The sequence below is a fragment of the Alteromonas sp. W364 genome (assembly GCF_031846205.1).
Taxonomy (GTDB): Bacteria; Pseudomonadota; Gammaproteobacteria; order Enterobacterales; family Alteromonadaceae; genus Glaciecola; species Glaciecola blandensis.
Genome location: NZ_JAVRID010000009.1, coordinates 33773 through 52285, shown reverse-complemented (window position 1 = coordinate 52285; position 18513 = coordinate 33773). Strand labels below are relative to the sequence as shown.

Sequence of the window (18513 nt, the reverse complement as noted above, 5' to 3'; positions counted from 1 at the left end):
AACAATGGAATGAAACAGTTGAAACAAGGCCTTTTTGTTTTAGGTCTATTTGCTTTACTTCAGGGCTGCTCAGCCACATCAGAACAAGCGAAGAATAAGGGTGTCGATAACACCAAGCAAACCAAATTGTCCTTGGATAAAATTTATAAAGATGCGTTCTATCGAAGTGAAAGAGGTGAATACTTTCGCTGGCTTGATGATGGTTCTGGTTATACCGTACTTGAGACTAGAAAGCTTGATGTAAGCAGCGACGACACGCCGACAGAAACAGAAGATGAAGTCGCTATCGAGCGTCAAGGTATCACTGGCAACGATATCGTATTTTATAATGTCGACGGTAGTGGGCGGAAAGTGCTTGTACCTTTTGAGGCATTAACGCCAGTGGGCCAAGCGGCGCCAATCGCAATAGATGACTACATTTGGTCGGAAGACGGCAAATGGGTACTTATCTATACTAACTCGAAAAAAGTGTGGCGTTCGCGTAGTCGAGGTGACTACTTTTTATTAAACCTAGCAAACCAGTCATTGCAACAAGTAGGACCGCAAATCGTTTTAGATGCGTTTAAAGAAAAAAAACAGGGAAGCACAGAAGCGTTGCCAAACGAAGCCCGTCTAATGTTCGCCAAGTTTTCTCCAGACTCGAGTAAGATAGCTTACGTATATCTTAACAATATCTATTACCAAGATATTCGAGGGGACGAAGGGCTAGCCCCAGAGGTGCATATGCTGACTACCGACGGTGATGATATTATCATCAACGGAAATTTTGACTGGGTTTACGAAGAAGAGCTCGCTATTCGTGATGGATTTCGCTGGTCCCCGGACAGCCAGAAGATTGCTTATTGGCAACTTGATACCTCAGGTGTGAAAGAGTTCATTATGATTAACAATACTGATTCTTTGTACCCTGAGCTGACTACTTTTCCTTACCCGAAAGCGGGGGAGACAAACTCTGCTGTCAAAGTAGGTGTGGTTTCACTCCAGAATAAGACAACACAATGGTTAGCGCTGGAGGGCGACAACAGAGAACGCTATATTCCAAGAGTTTCTTGGGCGAATGGGAACGAATTGTTAGTGCAAGATGTCGACCGTCCACAACAAAATAATCGACTATGGCTTTACAATGTAGCCTCTGATTCAAAAGAGCTCGTTTTTACGGATTCTGATAGCGCCTTCATCGGTTGGTATTACGATGCGGAGTTTATTCAGGAAGGAGAGCGCTTCTTATTTCACAGTGAACGCAGTGGCTGGCGACATCTTTACAGCATTTCAAAAGATGGTAACAGTGTGATCGATATTACCCCGGGTGAGTTCGATGTCATCAATATGTTAGCGTTCAATGAGAATGACAATGTGGTTTACTTCATGGCATCACCAGAAAACCAAGGTCATCGCTATTTATACAAATCCTCCTTAGACGGGACTTTACCGGTTGAAAGAGTCACACCAAAAGAATTTGCTGGGAATAATCGTTACCTTTTATCAAAAGATGCGTCCAACGCCTTGCATCAGTATAGTAACTTTATAACACCAACCAGTTCTCAAACTATTAAAGTAGAGGGTCACAAAGTCATAAAACCGCTGGTTCAAAATGCAGAGTTAAAAGCGAAATTGGCTAATACGACCTTACCCAAGCATGAATTTATTCAAGTAAACGCTCAAGGTGGCACTGTCTTAGACGCTTACATCATGACGCCAAGAAGTATGACCGCACTAAAGAAATATCCTGTGATTTTCTATGTTTATGGAGAACCTGCGGGCTCGACCGTTCAGGATGCATGGGGAGGCTCTGGATATTTGATGCGTTCACTGTTAGTGCAAGAGGGGTTTATTGTTGTCTCAGTAGACAATAGAGGTACACGTTCACCAAAAGGAAGAGATTGGCGCAAATCGATATACAAGAAAATTGGCGGCATCACCGTCCAAGACCAAGCTGACGCATTGGATCAAATTGCGGCTAAGTATGACTTCATTGATACGAATCGCGTCGGTGTATTCGGACATTCAGGAGGAGGAAGCTCTACCCTAAATATGTTGTTCAAACATGCTGATAAATTTCATGCGGGTGTTGCAATTGCGCCGGTTCCAGATATTCGTTTATACGACACTATTTATCAAGAGCGATATTCTGGCCATCCCGAAACAGATCCTGACAGTTATTTTAACACTTCATCTATTAATTTCGTCGAAGGTTTTAAAGGCAAATTATTGCTGATACACGGCACAGGTGATGACAATGTGCATTATCAGGGAACAGAAAAGCTAGTGAATGAATTGGTAAAGCATAATAAAACGTTTGAGTTTATGGCTTATCCAAATCGCTCACACGGCGTGAGCGAGGGAAAAAACACAACATTGCATCGTCAAACTTTGTTACTTGAGTTTTTTAAACGCCACTTACTCTAAAGCTTATCGATATATTTAAGGATACTGCCAAAGGCGCGAGCTCCATGTTTTTGTATTTGCTTATCGAAATACAAATTGCCGAGTAGAGGGATCGTAATGTGACCTTGCGAGCGCCAGCTTACATGGGTGGTATTATCATCTTTCGCTTCGAGCTTTACTTCACCCAACTGATGGTCATAGGGGAGAGGTTTAGAATAAATAATCTTGTACCCCAATAGCACAGGAGCTTGATATGCGACGATTTCCTCATGCAAAGTGCTACCAGCAGCAACAATTTCTCTTACTGCACCCAGGCCGTTTCGCTCTTCTTTTCCTTCAACCAGCAGTGTTGAGGCGTCTACGCCTTTAAATTGAGAATAGTTAGCATGATCGCTTATTAAAGCGAATACTTCCGTAATGGGCTTATTAATTGTGCGCTCTACTTGGATCGAAAACATACAACTTCCTCGTTATTCTATGATTATCAAAGCGATGGGTTTATGATACCCCTTAATCTAAATGAAGAGTATCTCGCTTACGCTCAAAGTGGAACATTATTTCTTCATAATGCGAGCAAACTCAATACAAACATATGGAATAAAGAATGCGACAGACATTTATAAGCTTGACCATTGCTGCAAGCCTAGGTTTTATGCTTGGCGGTTGTGCAGTTTCAACACACTCAACGTCTGCTGACGCAAAGCAAGAAAGCGCAATTACGATAGCCAACAAAACGCCAGAATTAGCGCTTGCTATGCAAGTTAAAAACGCCAGCGAAGAAAGTGATTTAGCCTACGAAATTGTCAAATCACTCACTGTTGAAGTAGGCCCCCGAATTCCAGGTTCGCAAGGCGACAAGCGTGCCGTCGCATGGGCTGAGGCAAAATTCAACGAAATGGGTTTTGATAAAGTTTACAAGCAGCCCGTCAGAGTGCGTAATTGGGAGCGCGGATTTGCAGACGCAAAAGTCGTTGCTCCGTTTCCACAGGAGCTTGTCATTACGGCATTGGGCGGTTCGATTGCAACGCCTGAAAGTGGTTTGGAAGCAAAAGTGGTGATGTTTGATTCTTTAGCATCTTTAAGTGAAGCGGACAAAGCAACGGTAGAAGGCAATATTGTATTTTTGAATACGCGTATGCAGCGAGATAAGGCCGGGAAATTCTACGGTAAAGTCGTTCCTAACCGAGTAGCCGGCGCGGTAGAAGCTGCCAAAATGGGCGCGAAAGCAGTCATTATTCGCTCTGTTGGTACCGACAATTCACGATTCGCGCATACGGGTGTTATGCGATACGACGAAGAAGTAGAGAAAATTCCAGCCGGCGCAATTTCAACAGCAGATGCTGATAATTTAGAGGCAATGTTCTCTAGTGAGCAAGATGTCGTTTTGAATATCAATATGCAGGCAAAAGACGCAGGTTGGCAGACATCGTATAATGTGATTGGTGAGTTTACTGGTACTGAGAAGCCAGACGAAGTGGTGCTAATTTCTGCTCATTTAGATTCATGGGATGAGGGCACAGGCGCCCTAGACGATGGTGCTGGTGTCGGTATCGTTACTGCTGCCGCTAAGATAATCAAAGATACTATCGGTCAACCCAAACGCACTATTCGCGTGATTTTATACGCGGCGGAAGAGATTGGTCTCGTCGGCGCATATCAGTATGTGAGAACGAATAGAGAGAGTTTGGAAAATATTATCTTTGCTGCTGAATCAGACTTTGGTGCTGGAAAAATCTACCAGCTAGATACCCGCTTTGACGAAGCTGTCAGAAATGATCCGAGTGATTTGTATGCAGCATTAAAAAGTATGGGCGTCGAACTTGGCAATAACACAACAAATGGTGGTCCAGATGTGTCAATGCTGCCAAATTATGGCGTGCCAGTGATTGCCTTGAAGCAAGACGGGACTTACTACTTTGATTATCATCACACGCCAAATGATACTTTAGATAAAATTGAACTGGACGACATTCGTCAGAATCAAACAGTATGGGCATTAATCACAGCCTATATCGCCAACTCTGACTTTGATCCAAGGCCTGCGCCGAAGAGGTAACGCTTAGAAACGCTTACCTATTCTCAGTGAGACGTTGTGATCAGACGTCGCGCTGGTTAATCCACTCAGATAGCGCCCATAAATATACCAACCATCTTGGCTATACATGATGGTTGGCCCTAATTGGTGTCGTTGCTCATTGCTATCACTGATATCGTTCAGTTCGCCATAGTTATTGTACATTTCCGCGCCAATCATCAGGCCATTGTTAAGCCGTTTGGTGATCGAAAAACGACTTGCTATTGTCGTCGGTTTTTCACCTGCACCATTTTCTGTGATGTTTTTATCGAGGATGGCGATTCCGCGCACGAACAGCGATTTATCTATATTGTATTGGTGAGTCCAATGAATTGCGATATCTTCGGGTCGTTGACCGCGACGTGTTCTAGCGTCGATTCTGACAGCTGCCGCGTACTTATCGCTGCTCGCTTTTTTATAGTTATACAGGAATTCCGCTTTTACGTTATCGTATTCAACGCTGCCGAAATCTCGATATTGTAAGACCATCCTTACTTGTAAACGATCATTAAATGCACGCTGATAATGCACTCTGTATTGCTCTCTACCGTCGGTATTGTCATCCGAATTAGTCGTATTCATTCGGAATTCTGCTGAGTGTGTGTCGGCATTGACATTCGGCCCATGTACGCCGCCATTGTTAGCTTTAACAAAGCCTGCGGGGCATAATAAGGTCATTGATAATAAACTAGCCAAAACGGTAGCGCGAGACATACAAAACATCAAAAACACTCTTGTGTGACAAAATAGGCGCGTAAGATACCATAAAATTACTTATGTTAACAAAAATGCTCATTCACCTCATGAATGATGTAGACTAAAGTTTAGAATTTAAACGATTCATAAGAATGGACTTTACTGGGATAGTTTAATAGCAGACTATAAAGACTCGCTAAGCCAATATTGGCGTGTCTTTACCCTAAATAGTCGCAGGTTGTCATGGAAAAAAAACGTAGCAATGCGGACGCCGAACAGTTTCTTAAGAGTGTACTGGACACCCTTCCCATGCGTGTTTTTTGGAAAGACACCGATTCGAATTTCGTAGGCGCAAACAATCTCTTTTTAAATGATCTCAAAGTTGCTTCCTTAGCTGAACTCATTGGTAAAAACGATTACCACTTCACCTTAAATAAAAAAGAGAGTGAGGCTTTCCAACGAGACGATAGAGAAGTCATGGAGAGCGGAGTTGCCAAGTTGGGTATCGAAGAGCCGCAAAGTATTAAGGGTGAAGCAACTCGCTGGTTGCGCACAAATAAGATGCCTTTAACAGATAAACATGGAAAGGTGATTGGTTTAGTCGGCACCTATGAAGATATTACGGAGCAAGTAAACTATCGAAAGGAAATCGAACTACAAGCCTTAATAGATCCGCTTACCAAACTAGCAAACCGGCGCAAACTCCAACAAAAGATAGATTTATTTACCGGCGAATGTGCAGGTTTGTTATTTATCGATCTTGACTACTTTAAGTCAGTCAACGATTCATTAGGGCACTTTATTGGCGACCTCTTACTCACCTTAGTGGCAGCTCGTTTGAAAAAAATAGCGCTAGATAAAGGCGGCTTGGTAGCCAGATTGGGTGGCGACGAGTTTAGTATTTTTGTGCCTTTAGAAAATCATCCTCAATACCAAATGAAAATGGCAAAATTAGCGGGTGCTGTCATTGATGAGTTGCTTCAGCCTTTTGAAGTTGACTCTCATGTATTGAACATTGGTGCCAGCATTGGTATTACAATGATGACGGGAAAAGATGCTGAGTACACTAAGGCCTTCAGAGAAGCCGATATGGCTATGTACGTTGCGAAAGAGAAGGGACGAGGCAACTTTCAGTTCTATAATGAAACGATGCGTTTAGAAACCGAGCGCAAACACTTAGTTCAACAACATTTACATTTGGCGATAGAAGCCGGTGAATTTTCCTTGGTGTTTCAACCCCAAGTGAATACTCAAGGCGATGTGATTGGTGCAGAAGCCTTACTTCGATGGCACAACGCTGAATTAGGTATGGTCGCTCCTGATGAGTTTATTCCATTAGCAGAAGAAACAGGGCTGATTCATAAGTTAGGTAAATGGGTATTTGAATCTTCTATGGAAACACTTGTACGGTTTCAGGAAGCCAATAATATTCATCCAGATTTTAAACTCGCTATTAATGTCAGCAGCAAGCAGTTCCGCAATTTGAACATTGTTAGTGAGGTTGAGCATGCAATTGTGTCGAGAGGTTTGAGTCCAAATAACGTGCAAATAGAAATTACAGAGAGCCTACTCATAGACAACAAAGACATTGCGGTTCGCTCAATGTTGAAACTGCAAAGTTTAGGCGTAAGCATCGCTATTGACGATTTTGGTACAGGGTATTCGTCATTAGCATACATAGCGAATTTACCGATTGATAAGCTAAAGATAGATCGAAGCTTCATCACCGATTTACACTTGAAAAGTACTAGTCGTAAACTTGTAGACACTTTAGTGAATATGTCTAAGAGTCTGCACCTTGAAGTCATCGCAGAAGGGGTTGAGAATAAACAGGAACGAGATGTGCTAATCGATCTGGGTTGTTCACAGTTTCAAGGTTACCTGTTCAGTCAACCGGTTCCAGCCGACAAACTCATAAAGGATTTTCTTGCTTAAAACACTAATGAATTTAAGCCTAGGTCAAGGTCTGCTTAAGCATTACTAAGCGGCATGGCGGTGCTGTTCTTTATTTTTTCCATAGCAAAACTAGAGGTGACATCTCTCAGCTCAATTCCTGCAATAAACCGCTTATAAAAGTGATCATAACCCTGCATATCGCTTACCAGTACTTTTAGCATATAATCTAGTTCTCCACTTAAGCGATAAAACTCAACTACTTCTTCAAAAGAACTCGCATGATCTGCAAACTTTTTTAACCATGCCGAGTCATGTCTGGCTGCTTTTACGTGAACAAAGACAGTTAACTTTAAATTTAATTTGTCTGGATTGAGTAAAGTGACAGTTTTATGGATCACGTTTTGCTCTTGCAATCGTTGTATACGTCGCCAGCAAGGCGTTGTTGTTAAACCTACTTTCTCAGCAATCTCAGCCGTTGTGATACTGGCATCATTCTGTAATAAATTAAGTATGGATTTGTCTAACTTATCTAGTTGGGGCAAAATTATTCCCTATATTTTGTTAATGGTAGAATAATAAGCTAACATTTTGGTTTAATTTTCGCTATATGCAAAATGAATCTTGTTGCCTAATGTCACTATAAACCCTCATACATTCGCAAGTTGTCGAGCACAGCATGCCATCTGAGGAAATTTATGAAAGCAGTCAATGTATTAGCCGTTGATAATCAAATACACAGTGATTCAAGTCAGCTAGACAATGAAGTGAATTCTGGTGTTTACGCGAGTATCATCGACACTGTTGGTAACACCCCATTAGTGGCTTTGCCCAAACTTAGTGCTGAATATAATGTGCTTGCAAAATTGATGGCGAAATTAGAGTTTTTTAATCCGATGAGCTCTACAAAGGATAGACCGGCTAAGGCAATGATCGATGCCTTAATACGCTCACCAGATTTTTCAGAGAATACCCATATTATTGAAGCGACCTCTGGAAACAACGGTGTTTCTTGTGCTTGGCTATGTGCTATTTATGACATTCGGCTGACCATTGTTATTCCTGAGCATATGTCCTTGGAAAGGCGCAAAATGATCAAACATTTTGGAGCTGAATTGGTGACTACACCAAAGGGACTTGGCACAAAAGGAGCGATAGACTTGGCCAAAGAGTTGGTTGCAAAAGATCCAAATGCAGTATCGCTAGATCAGTTTTCAAACTGTCACAACGCAGATGCTCATGCTCAGTCAACAGCGACTGAGATTTGGAGAGATACCGCTGGACAAGTCGATATTTTTGTTGCGGGTGTTGGCACTGGTGGCAGTATTACGGGTATAGGAAAAACACTCAAAAAATATAACCCTCAAGTGCATATAGTAGCGGTTGAACCAAAGAGTTGCCCCATATTAAGCACTGGTAGAAAAGGAATTCATGCGATTCAAGGATTAAGTTCGGGACATGTCCCTGAACTATTGGATAGAGGTGTATTGGATGAAATACTCACAGTATCTGATGATGATGCCTTGGATATGGCTAGAAAATTAGCGAGAACAGAGGGTATTGCGGTAGGCATATCATCTGGAGCAACGGTTGCAGCTGCGATTAGGCTTGCTCAAATGCCTGAACATACCGGTAAAAACATGGTCATGATTTGTGCAGACACCGCCGAGCGTTATTACAGTACAGCCTTATTTGGTGAGTGAATTTGCTAAAGAAGTGTGTTTTTCTCATAGTTGTCAGCGTGATTTGAACTCAGCACTGGACGAGTTTGATTGCGACCAGCCTTTTTAGCTTCATATAAATAATGATCGGCCAAGTTAATCGCTTGGTCGATATTCATGTCAGGAGTAATTTCGTTCAAACCGATGCTGATAGTGACAGAGATTCGCCTACCAGCAAATTCGAGGTCGTGCTTTTCTACGGCGAGTCGTATTTTCTCCGCTAAAGTAAACGCGTCAGTTGAATTAGTCTCAGGAAGCAGAAATAAAAATTCTTCCCCTCCCCAGCGTGCCACACGATCTTGCTCTCTGACACTGCTCACAAATAAACGAGATAAGTCTTCCAAAACAAAATCCCCACCATCATGAAGGAATTCGTCATTGATCTTTTTAAAATAATCGATATCAACAAGCAGCACGCTGAGAGGAGAGTTTGAACGGCGTGAACGTTTGTACTCGTGATCTAAAAATTCACGCATGCCGCGACGATTTGGCAAGTTCGTTAATGGGTCATGCATGGCTTGTTGCTCGAACTTATCGCTGAGCTCTCGGATAAACTCATACGACTTTTGCCTTGAATATTCGTAAAAACCAAACAGTAAGGTCACCGTAACAAACGAATACAATAAGCGCGTTTTAAACTCAGTACTATAAGCAGTCCCAACAAACATCTCATTCGGTGCAAAAAGCATCAACGAAACAACGACAATAAAAAACAGTATGTTGATTAGACCTATTTTGAGGCCGCTGAAAAAGAATGCAACGGGAGGGACGATATAAATCCATAAAGGCCCAGTTTGCGCATGTCCGCCAGAGTAGACTAAGAACAACATTAAGCTCATCAACATAACAAAAATAATACGTGTCGATATTTTTATCGTGTCACCTAACTGTTTAAAACGATGCACATGATGGCAGAAAAAGAACACGCAGCTAGACACGAATAACCATATTGCTAACTCATTATTGTTTCTCACTAGCGCGCTAATTGCGAGCACAAACGTAACCATATATCCAATGAAGGAAAACAGGTTAGATACGAATAACTGCTGATTCGTGTCATTATCGAAGCTAGGGTCAGTGCCTACTTTTAAGTAGTTTGCCAGCAAGTTTTTTAAAGGGCTTATCATATCAATTATGTTTATTCGTTTGGTCTTCTATAGTCTCATCATGAGTGAATACGTGCAGCACTAATGGGCGCTTTATGCTCGTAAACTCCTTGGCTAACTATTCGCGTGCGTTTTTGTCGCGTGCGTTCTTAATTAACCGCGTGCGTTCTTAATTAACCGCGTGCGTTTTATCAAGCCGATTACCTTAATGCAACATATATTTTACAATGTTGTTTTAATTCCTAATACCTTAAAGTCCTCTTTCGTATAAACTAAACGTCAGATTAAGAGCAAGCTATAGAATAGCTCAATAATATTTATCGGAAAGTATGAAGTATGAATGGAATCACACCTACACCAATTGCATCTCAGCAAAGTGAGAAGCTTGAAGCACTCATTGATCAAGGCCAATTTAAAGATGCCTTAGACTACGCGCTTGATGAGTGGGGTCCAATGCAATCCTGGCAAACTATCGAGCAACGTATTTATTCCATTAAGCTCTGTTATCACTTGGGCGGCGACCGACTCTCTGACGCTATTTTGTTGCGAACATATCGAGAAAACAGGCAATCCACTAAAATCTTAGATCGAATGATGTATTACAAGTTGAGCCATCTCGGTTTGATCCTCGGAAGTGAGTTTATGCAAGAGCATGAACAAACAATGCTTGCAGACCATGCTATTCGCCCTCAATTTTATGCGTTTAAGTCAATAATTAGTAGAGAGCAGAAAGACTTTGAAGTCGCCGAAAAATTGCTTGAGGCTGCGCAAGAAGAAAGTCAAAAAAATGGTAACTGCACTCAATCTGATATGCGTTTTTATCGCATTCTTAAAGTGCGTCTTTTACTGGAACAAGACCGAGATGAAGATGCCTTAAGTTTAGCTCAGGAATTATTTAGTGCGGAACCAACAGTGGCAACGCTTAGGGTATATATTCAAGTAGTACAAAAAATCGAGGACTTAAAAGCGGGCACGAACCTTTTGAAAGCACACATTGAACGCTTCCAATCATGCCTTCTTTGGATGCAATTGGCTTCTATGTCAGCAACAGAGCTCGATTGGGATACGTGCCAGGTCGCTTTAAAGCGTCACCATGAACTCAAAGTATTCGATGATAAATACGACAAGCAACGAGCAATCGCATACGAGGGGCAAATTAAACTTCATCACGGAGACTATGAAGCCGCCCGTGAAATTCTTTCAAAGCATAAATCAAAATACTGGCAGATTGTCTGTGAAAACCTAGCGAAACACCAAGAACTTGAAACCGACAAAGCGACGCTCGGCGTGAAAGTGCTCGATGTACCTTTTTATCGCCAAGAACATTTGACGTGCGCACCCACAACACTGTCAGCAATAGCTGCTTATTTTGGTAAGAAGCACGACTCAAAGAGTATTGCTGACGAAATCTGTTATAGCGGCACGCCAGATACTAGTGAGAGACGGTGGTTACGAGAAAATAACTTTTACTTCGTAGAGTTTGATTTACAAGAACAATACCTTACTCAACTCATCGATAGCGGAGTGCCTTTTGGTTTGGTGACAACAAGTGCTTTTTCTGCTCATTTGCAAGCGGTGATTGGCTACAATTCCCATACCGGCAGCATGTTTACCATGGATCCTGGCTATTCTGGTATGCAGGAAATGTTAATTAAGGAAACCTTAGAAAGTGAGGCTTTTGCAGGGGCTAGGTGCGTCGCCTTTGTTCCTAGAGAAAAACAAGACCTCCTAACGAACTTTGTGCCCAGCGATCACGCTTTTTATGAGCTATGGGACAAATATATGCTCGCGAAAGAGCTTAACGATGTGGCTGTAGCAAAGCAATTTGTTGAGGCTTTGCATAATGAAGACGCACAACATCGTTTAAGTGTGAAGGCTAGGCGGGATTATGCGCTTTGGAGTGGACAGTTAGATGTGCTGCAAGAGCTGAATGAATCCTTATTAGAACAGCACCCAGACCAAACAATCTTACTTTCCTCTCAGTATTACTGCTTGAGAGATTTAGGAAGGCGCGAGGAAGCCTTAAATAAGTTAGCAACTTACTTAGATAAAAATAAAAACCTCTATCTCTCGCGCGTGTTGTTCGATGAAATATACGATACCAATGAACGTCCTGAACTAAGCAAGCAACTCCTGACCTTTTTGAAGAAATATGGCAGTTATATAGAAGAGGTATATCAATCACTCGCACATTATTACTGGAATGAGGGCGAACGTGTAAAAGCACTTACTCATTACCGAATAGCCTTTTGTATGGATGATACCAGTGAGGCTTACGTCGAGAGTTACTTCAAAGCAAGTCGTTTTCTGCAAGGCGAGGATGAGGTCCTAGCGTTTTTAACTCGCCGCTTTAATAAGTACATCAAGCGCTCTCCTTTGCCAGCAATATCTTTACTTAGAGCTTATGAACTAAGTAATGAGGAACACAAAGGCATAGAGTTTTTAGAGCAGGCGCTTGTTGTGCATCCTCATCATATTACCTTGCTCAATACGCTAGGCAGTAAGTTAATCACCTATGGTCAACTTGATAAGTTTGAGTCTTACAGAGAGCAGTTTGAACGCTATTTATCTGCAGATGATGTTAATTACTTGAATGCGAAATATCAGGTTAGACAGGGGGCCTTACAGGATGCGCTTCCGCTTTACAAAGCATTATTCGAACAGTCTCCGTTACAGTCAAAAACAGCCGATGCATATTTTGGCTTGCTGCAAAGCTTAAGCATGACGAAGGAGTTGGACGACGAGTTAAGCAAGGCCATGTCATCCTATCCAGACAATGCCACTGTACAAGATTATCTAATCTATTGGCACTCTGATGTAGAGACACAAAAAAGGACATTGGAAAGAGCGATTTCACATCGTCCTGATAATGGTTCATTGCGCCGCCAATTGATTGATAAGCTGATCTACCTAGGGCAGAAAGAGAGCGCGTTGACGGTTGCGAAAGAGAGTTTCCTTGTTTTACCCAAAGATATAGAGTGCAAAGCGTACTTGGCTAGAGCAAATGCTGTTATTGGGAATTTTGATGAAGCAAAAGACATAGCAAAATCTGTATTGATGAGGAATATAGACAACGATTTAGCCTTCAATGTGCTAATGACATCCAGTCGTCACAACGATGATAAAATAGAGAGTCTACAGTTTGTCTTTGAACAAATTAAACTACAAGTTGTGTTTGGTGACAGTGCTTGGAATTATTGGTTTGAAGCCTGTCGAACGGTGTCGGATGAGGTTTTACAGTCTTTCACCGATTATCTGATTTCTGATCTACCTCACTTATGGTACGCCTACGCAATTAATGGATTCTATCAAAAGCAGCAGGGACACTTAGATAAGGCACTTGAGTACTTTCAGAAAGGTATTGAAAAGTTTCCGTTTACCCCTCGTTTACATAAGGAAGAGGGCCATCTATACGAACTTCTGGAGCAAACCGAGGCTGCAAAAAAATCCTATTTTAATGCTCTAGAAATTAACCCTGGTTGGTCAGAAGTCGTTAAGTTGATCGTAGATTTGTTTGAAAAAGAAATGCGATTTGACGAGGCGATTAATGTACTGAAAAAAGCGCTGAAACACACCCATGATGACGGCATTTTACATGGTTACTTAGCCGACTTATATTTACAAAAGAACGATGATGAATCGGCTTATACATGCTTAGAAAAAGCGGTTGAACACCAAGCCGATTATAACTGGGCCTGGCATCAGATTAGCCAAATTGGCGACCGTACAGACAGGCCAAGCTTAGCGTTAGAACTCGCTCGAGAACTCAGCGAAAAGTATCCTTATTTAGCGCAAGCTTGGTGTAATTTGTCGGCACAGAGCGAGGATAGAGATGAAAAGCTAGCCTATATTCGTAAAGCGATTGCGGTCAATCCTTTGTTTCAAAACGCCTATTCTGCTTTAGCTGATTTTTATCGAGAAGTGGGGGACTATCATCAGGCTTTAGCGGTATTCAAGGATACGCCGTGGAACGGCGAATTGCCGTTCCAATTAGCTAGCTTGCAGGCCCAAATTTACGCTCAAACTGGGCAGTACGAAAATGCTGCGCAAGTATTGCAAAATTTGCTGTCTGGCTCTGAAGGCAATAGTCATCTCTGGCAGAAACTGTATGAATGGCTTTATCAGTTGGACCGAAAATCTGACATTGTCAAAGCCAGTTATAAGCAGATTGAGTTAAATAAGCACGATGCAAATAGTCTTTGTATTGCAAGTGAAATGCTAAGTTTATACGGCGGAGAACAAGATAAATTAGCAGCTGATCAGCATTTGCTGCGTGCACACAAACTCGCGCCAAACGACCAGTATATCACCTTGACGCTAGCAGACGCATTAATGGAAAAAGGTGAGTTCGATGAGGCCTTGAGTACCTTAATTGATTTTGAGCGTTTTAGTACCTCACCGTTTGCAACAGCAAGAAAGGTAATGTGCCACTTAGAGCTTGAAGAACAAGAAACAGCACTGAGTTTGTACAAGGACCTATTGAATGACCTTGAGTCTGATTATTGGAGTTTGAACAAACCTTTCGAAGCGATGATTAGAAAGCTTGGTTTTAATGACGCAATTTCAATTTATACCGAGCGACTTAGTGAACTTAATGAAGTACAGGCCTATGTGTGGGCTGACAATAATTTAACCGTACTGGGTGTTGCAGAATACAAAAAGCTACTCAAAGAAATCAAAGAAATTAAGCATGATCCGCTGCATGCAGGTGCTACTAGAGCAATTTTTGAAGCCTGGAATGACCAGCACAAAAAAGGTGACAAAAAGGTTATTCAAGAATATGAAGAGATTATTTGCCGATACTCCCCAGTCTTTGAGCAAGCCAGTATGCAGCTCATTGCAAGAAATGATTATCAGACTCTAATTAACCTGTATGACCGCTTTGAAAATGTGAGTGATTTATCGATGTTTTCGTATTACCAAGTTCGCTGTGCTTATCAACTATTGAATCAATGGGATAAAGCGGGTGAGGTGATCCGTTTAGGTATACAGCAACAACCAGATAATTCGCTTCAGAACATGAAGCTTTGGTATTTTTATGAGCTATGGCGCACAGGTCATATTTTCTCCGACGAAGAGCTCAGTGTTATTGATTATCATGAATTAATCGAAATAGAACGATATGTCTTTGCTACCCTGAAAGTCGCAGTGAAATTAGGTGAACGAGACCTCGAATCTTGTTTAGATGATATTACTCCTGAGCTTCGAAAATGCCAGCAAGATAATCAAGAAGTGAGTGGACATCCACTCGCTAGCGCTGCCCAATCACTGTTAAAAGAACGGCTACTTGCGCGTGTGAGTAGCTCGGGATTCTTTTCTAAGTTATTGATTAAATGGAAGTTAAGTAACAGGTTTTAAATAATAACAAAAATTAACAATTTTATAACGAAATTGTAAAATTATGTTGACGTTTAATTAATGATCTATTAGGTTAATAAAGCAACCCAGCTGTTTTGCTTTTTTTTGCACAATAATGAAAGCGCTTACATTTTATTTGGGGAGCAATGAAATGACGAGTAGTTCAGCCTTATCGACACAGATATTGCAGCGCCATAAAGTGAATAATAAGAGATAATTAAACAAGGACTTCAACTACGGTTGAGTGGGAATAATCATGAATAACACACAACAAATTTTTAAAAAAACGAGGCTCGCAACTAGCCTCTCTCTAGCTATTGGTGCGGCAACCATCGCTCCTCAAGCATTAGCGCAGGAATCGGCTGAAGATAAGGTCGAAGTCATTCAAGTAACCGGTATTCGCGCAAGTATTCAAGAATCAATGGGCGTAAAGCGTGACGCTGCAGGGGTAGTGGATGCAATTTCCGCAGAAGATATTGGTAAATTTCCAGATACTAACCTCGCTGAATCCTTGCAACGTATTACGGGTGTTTCGATTGACAGAGTTAACGGTGAAGGCAGTAAAATTACCGTGCGTGGTTTAGGGCCAGAGTTTAATATGGTTACTCTAAATGGCAGAACGATGCCAGCGGCGTCTCTTCCAGCAGGTGGCGGAACACCTAACTCTCGTGCTTTTGATTTCTCCGATATCGCGTCTGAAGCGGTAAGGTCGGTCGAAGTTTACAAAACGGGAAAGGCACAAATCGCAACAGGTGGTATTGGCGCTACAGTCAATATTAAAACGTCACGTCCAATGGATGCTAGCGAATCTGGATTAAGCGGCTCTATTGGAGGCAAAGCACTCAGTGACACGACTAACCGTGTGGGTTCTGACATTACGCCAGAAGTATCAGGTTTTATCAATTACCTCGACGACGATCGAGTTTTTGGTGTGAGCTTAAGTGCTAGTGTGCAAAAACGCGATAGCGGTGCAACAAGAGCGTTTGTGAATCAATGGCGAGTTAATCCATACACTGGCGTTATTCCTCAGTCTCCCGATGTTGATGCGAATCCAGCTTCTGGTCCTGCAGTCGTTGTTAACAATGAGCCGGCATTGGGGGCGTTATTCGCCATACCCTCAGATTTGCGTTATGCACAATCAGATCGTGAAAGAACAAGAACCAATGCACAGCTAACCGTGCAATATGCACCAAGTGATGCTCTGGTTGCTACACTCGACTATACATACAGTCGCCAAGACCTTTTTGAAGCACGTGCAGAACAGTCAATCTGGATGGATGACCGTTATTTTGCCGAACTCACCTTTGACGATAACCCTAATGTGGCCGCACCAGTCGTGATTCGTCAGGAGCGTCGTGAACTGTTGCCTCGTGATTTAGGTTTGGCGGTGCAAGAACTAAATCAGGTAAACGAAAACAAATCGATTGGTTTGAATTTAGAATATCAAGTGAATGATGAGTTGAGCTTTACCTTTGATGCTCACCACTCAACAGCAGAAGGTCGTCCGGACGCACCATATGGTACTTGGGTAAATGCTGGCTTGGGTGCAAATGTTGTGCAAGCGCAGGGCGTTGACTTTAGAGGCGACTTCCCAATCATGACGGTAGATTATAACGATGTTGCTCGCGGTAACCTATCCCCAAACAATAGCTTAGATGCCGGTGATGTAGGCACTTCTATCTTGGATATGAATTTCAATCAACAAGAAACAGAGATTGATCAAATCCGAGTGGATGGTAAATATGAACTCGATAATGGTTCAATTCATTTTGGAATTGAATCGCGAGCTATGGAGAGCACATCACTACAATCTTTGACACGACGCACGATGGGCAACTGGGGTGTTGAAAACCCAGGTGAATTACCCGCTGACTTTCTCACTCCCATCGATTTTGCACAAGAGTTTAGCGACTACAATACTGGCTCTGTGTTTAACCAAGGCTTTACAGCAAGTGCTCGCCAAATTGGTGAGTTTGCTGCCCAAGAGTATGGTTTTGTTTTTGCTGCAGATAACCCATTTGCAACTAACAGAACAATCAAAGAAGACATCACAGCGGCTTATGTTGCTGCGAGTCTAGAGGGTGAGCTAAATGAAATGCCTTGGAACTTACTAGCAGGTTTGCGATATGAAAGTACAGATGTCACTTCTGTTGCCAACGTTTCTTTGCCAAGTGGTATTGCTTGGGAAGGTAATAATGATTTCAATGTACGATTTGGAAGCGATACACAAGACTTTGCTCTCGGTTCTGATTACAACCATATGTTACCTTCGTTCGATTTTGATATTGAAATCGTAGACGACTTCATTGCTCGTGTTTCTTACAGCAAAACCATATCTCGGCCATCGTACAATAATTTAAGTGCTGCTTCGACAGTTGGCAGCCCGAGTGGCCCAGCGTTAACGGCTGGCACACCCACGGCAACAGCAAGTTCGGGTAATCCAGGCTTAGTGCCACAAGAGTCAGATAATGTTGATATTTCCTTCGAGTATTATTTTGGTGACACAAGTTATGTCTCTATTGGCTACTTTGAGAAACGTGTAAGAAACTTCATTGGTAATGCACAAGTAGTCGAAAACGTCTACGGTCTGCGCGATGCAACCGCGGGTCCGCGGGCGCAAGCTGCCTTGGCTGAGTTAAATCGTTTGGGTGTATCCGTTAACGATACTAACTTGTTTAACATGGTGGTTGCTATGGAGAATGGCATCGCTTTTGATTCTCTGACAGATGAGCAGTTTGAAGCACAGTATGATGTACTGCCTAACAGCGACGATCCTTTGTTACAGTTCACTAATGCTAAGCCGGTGAACAATCAACAAGAGCGTATTGAAGGTGTTGAGCTAGCAGCACAGCATTTCTTTGGTGATACTGGGTTTGGCTTGCAAGCTAACTACACCGCTGTGAACAGTGGCGCTGAATTTGATCTATCTGCAGATCCTTCCGTGACACAGTTCGCCTTAGTTGGTTTGAGTGACACCGCCAACTTAATTCTGATGTACGAAAAGCATGGTATTCAAGCCCGTTTAGCTTATAACTGGCGTGACAAGTTCTTAGATGGTGCTGCTGTATACATCAATGAACCAGGCTTTACTGAAGCGACCACACAAGTTGACTTTAACGTGTCCTACGAAGTGAATGAAGATCTGACTGTTTTCTTCGAAGGGATTAATATCACAGAAGAAGACTTAAGAAGACATGGTCGCTCTGAGCGTTTGTTATGGAACCTAGATCAATTAGGTGCGAGATATGCCTTAGGAGCTAGATATACATTCTAGATGTTA

General features: G+C 42.2%; 10 protein-coding genes. 6 read left to right on the top strand and 4 right to left on the bottom strand.

Going from position 1 to position 18513, the window contains the following annotated elements; translation table 11 throughout:
• Window positions 1-9: 9 nt before the first annotated feature.
• The gene (locus tag RM556_RS14265) at window positions 10-2406 is read left to right on the top strand and encodes a S9 family peptidase (protein WP_311374928.1); all 2397 of its coding nucleotides are present in this window, start codon (window positions 10-12) and stop codon (window positions 2404-2406) included.
• Here the strand turns inward: RM556_RS14265 and RM556_RS14260 are convergent.
• Entirely contained in the window at window positions 2403-2843 is a 441-nt protein-coding gene (locus tag RM556_RS14260) for an SRPBCC family protein (protein ID WP_311359873.1), read from the bottom strand. The genes RM556_RS14265 and RM556_RS14260 overlap by 4 nt on opposite strands.
• 146 nt (window positions 2844-2989) lie before the next feature.
• Between RM556_RS14260 and RM556_RS14255 the strand changes: the two genes are divergently transcribed.
• Entirely contained in the window at window positions 2990-4441 is a 1452-nt protein-coding gene (locus RM556_RS14255; protein ID WP_311359874.1) for a M20/M25/M40 family metallo-hydrolase, read from the top strand.
• Between the two features lie 3 nt (window positions 4442-4444).
• Here RM556_RS14255 and RM556_RS14250 read toward each other — a convergent pair whose 3' ends face one another.
• Complete coding sequence (locus RM556_RS14250; protein ID WP_311374927.1) at window positions 4445-5173, bottom strand: hypothetical protein; 729 nt, start codon at window positions 5171-5173, stop codon at window positions 4445-4447.
• 225 nt (window positions 5174-5398) lie between these two features.
• Here RM556_RS14250 and RM556_RS14245 point away from each other — a divergent pair, with 225 nt between their 5' ends.
• Window positions 5399-7090, top strand: coding sequence for an EAL domain-containing protein (locus RM556_RS14245; RefSeq protein ID WP_311374926.1), 1692 nt, complete (start codon window positions 5399-5401; stop codon window positions 7088-7090).
• A gap of 35 nt (window positions 7091-7125) precedes the next feature.
• Here the strand turns inward: RM556_RS14245 and RM556_RS14240 are convergent, their stop codons facing one another.
• Window positions 7126-7593 carry an Lrp/AsnC family transcriptional regulator gene (locus tag RM556_RS14240; RefSeq protein ID WP_311374925.1) on the bottom strand — a complete coding sequence of 156 codons (468 nt, stop codon included), beginning with the start codon at window positions 7591-7593 and terminating at the stop codon, window positions 7126-7128.
• Window positions 7594-7746: 153 nt separating this feature from the next.
• Here RM556_RS14240 and cysK point away from each other — a divergent pair, with 153 nt between their 5' ends.
• A complete protein-coding gene (gene cysK / locus RM556_RS14235; RefSeq protein ID WP_311374924.1) occupies window positions 7747-8751 on the top strand; it encodes a cysteine synthase A in 1005 nt (334 codons plus the stop codon).
• Between the two features lie 5 nt (window positions 8752-8756).
• Here the strand turns inward: cysK and RM556_RS14230 are convergent, their stop codons facing one another.
• The gene (locus tag RM556_RS14230) at window positions 8757-9896 is read right to left on the bottom strand and encodes a GGDEF domain-containing protein (RefSeq protein ID WP_311374923.1); all 1140 of its coding nucleotides are present in this window, start codon (window positions 9894-9896) and stop codon (window positions 8757-8759) included.
• A 315-nt stretch (window positions 9897-10211) separates the two neighbouring features.
• Between RM556_RS14230 and RM556_RS14225 the strand changes: the two genes are divergently transcribed.
• Together RM556_RS14225 and RM556_RS14220 are read left to right on the top strand one after the other, a co-directional pair.
• Complete coding sequence (locus RM556_RS14225) at window positions 10212-15233, top strand: tetratricopeptide repeat protein (protein ID WP_311374922.1); 5022 nt, start codon at window positions 10212-10214, stop codon at window positions 15231-15233.
• A gap of 256 nt (window positions 15234-15489) precedes the next feature.
• Window positions 15490-18507: a TonB-dependent receptor gene (locus RM556_RS14220; RefSeq protein ID WP_311359881.1), complete on the top strand. Its 3018-nt coding sequence runs from the start codon at window positions 15490-15492 to the stop codon at window positions 18505-18507.
• Window positions 18508-18513 lie beyond the last annotated feature (6 nt).

Excerpts from the sequence above, each read along its gene's own strand:
- RM556_RS14265 (WP_311374928.1), top strand. The coding sequence starts at position 10 with ATGAAACAGTTGAAACAAGGCCTTTTTGTTTTAGGTCTATTTGCTTTA.
- RM556_RS14260 (WP_311359873.1), bottom strand. The coding sequence starts at position 2,843 with ATGTTTTCGATCCAAGTAGAGCGCACAATTAATAAGCCCATTACGGAA.
- RM556_RS14255 (WP_311359874.1), top strand. The coding sequence starts at position 2,990 with ATGCGACAGACATTTATAAGCTTGACCATTGCTGCAAGCCTAGGTTTT.
- RM556_RS14250 (WP_311374927.1), bottom strand. The coding sequence starts at position 5,173 with ATGTCTCGCGCTACCGTTTTGGCTAGTTTATTATCAATGACCTTATTA.
- RM556_RS14245 (WP_311374926.1), top strand. The coding sequence starts at position 5,399 with ATGGAAAAAAAACGTAGCAATGCGGACGCCGAACAGTTTCTTAAGAGT.
- cysK (WP_311374924.1), top strand. The coding sequence starts at position 7,747 with ATGAAAGCAGTCAATGTATTAGCCGTTGATAATCAAATACACAGTGAT.
- RM556_RS14230 (WP_311374923.1), bottom strand. The coding sequence starts at position 9,896 with ATGATAAGCCCTTTAAAAAACTTGCTGGCAAACTACTTAAAAGTAGGC.
- RM556_RS14225 (WP_311374922.1), top strand. The coding sequence starts at position 10,212 with ATGAATGGAATCACACCTACACCAATTGCATCTCAGCAAAGTGAGAAG.
- RM556_RS14220 (WP_311359881.1), top strand. The coding sequence starts at position 15,490 with ATGAATAACACACAACAAATTTTTAAAAAAACGAGGCTCGCAACTAGC.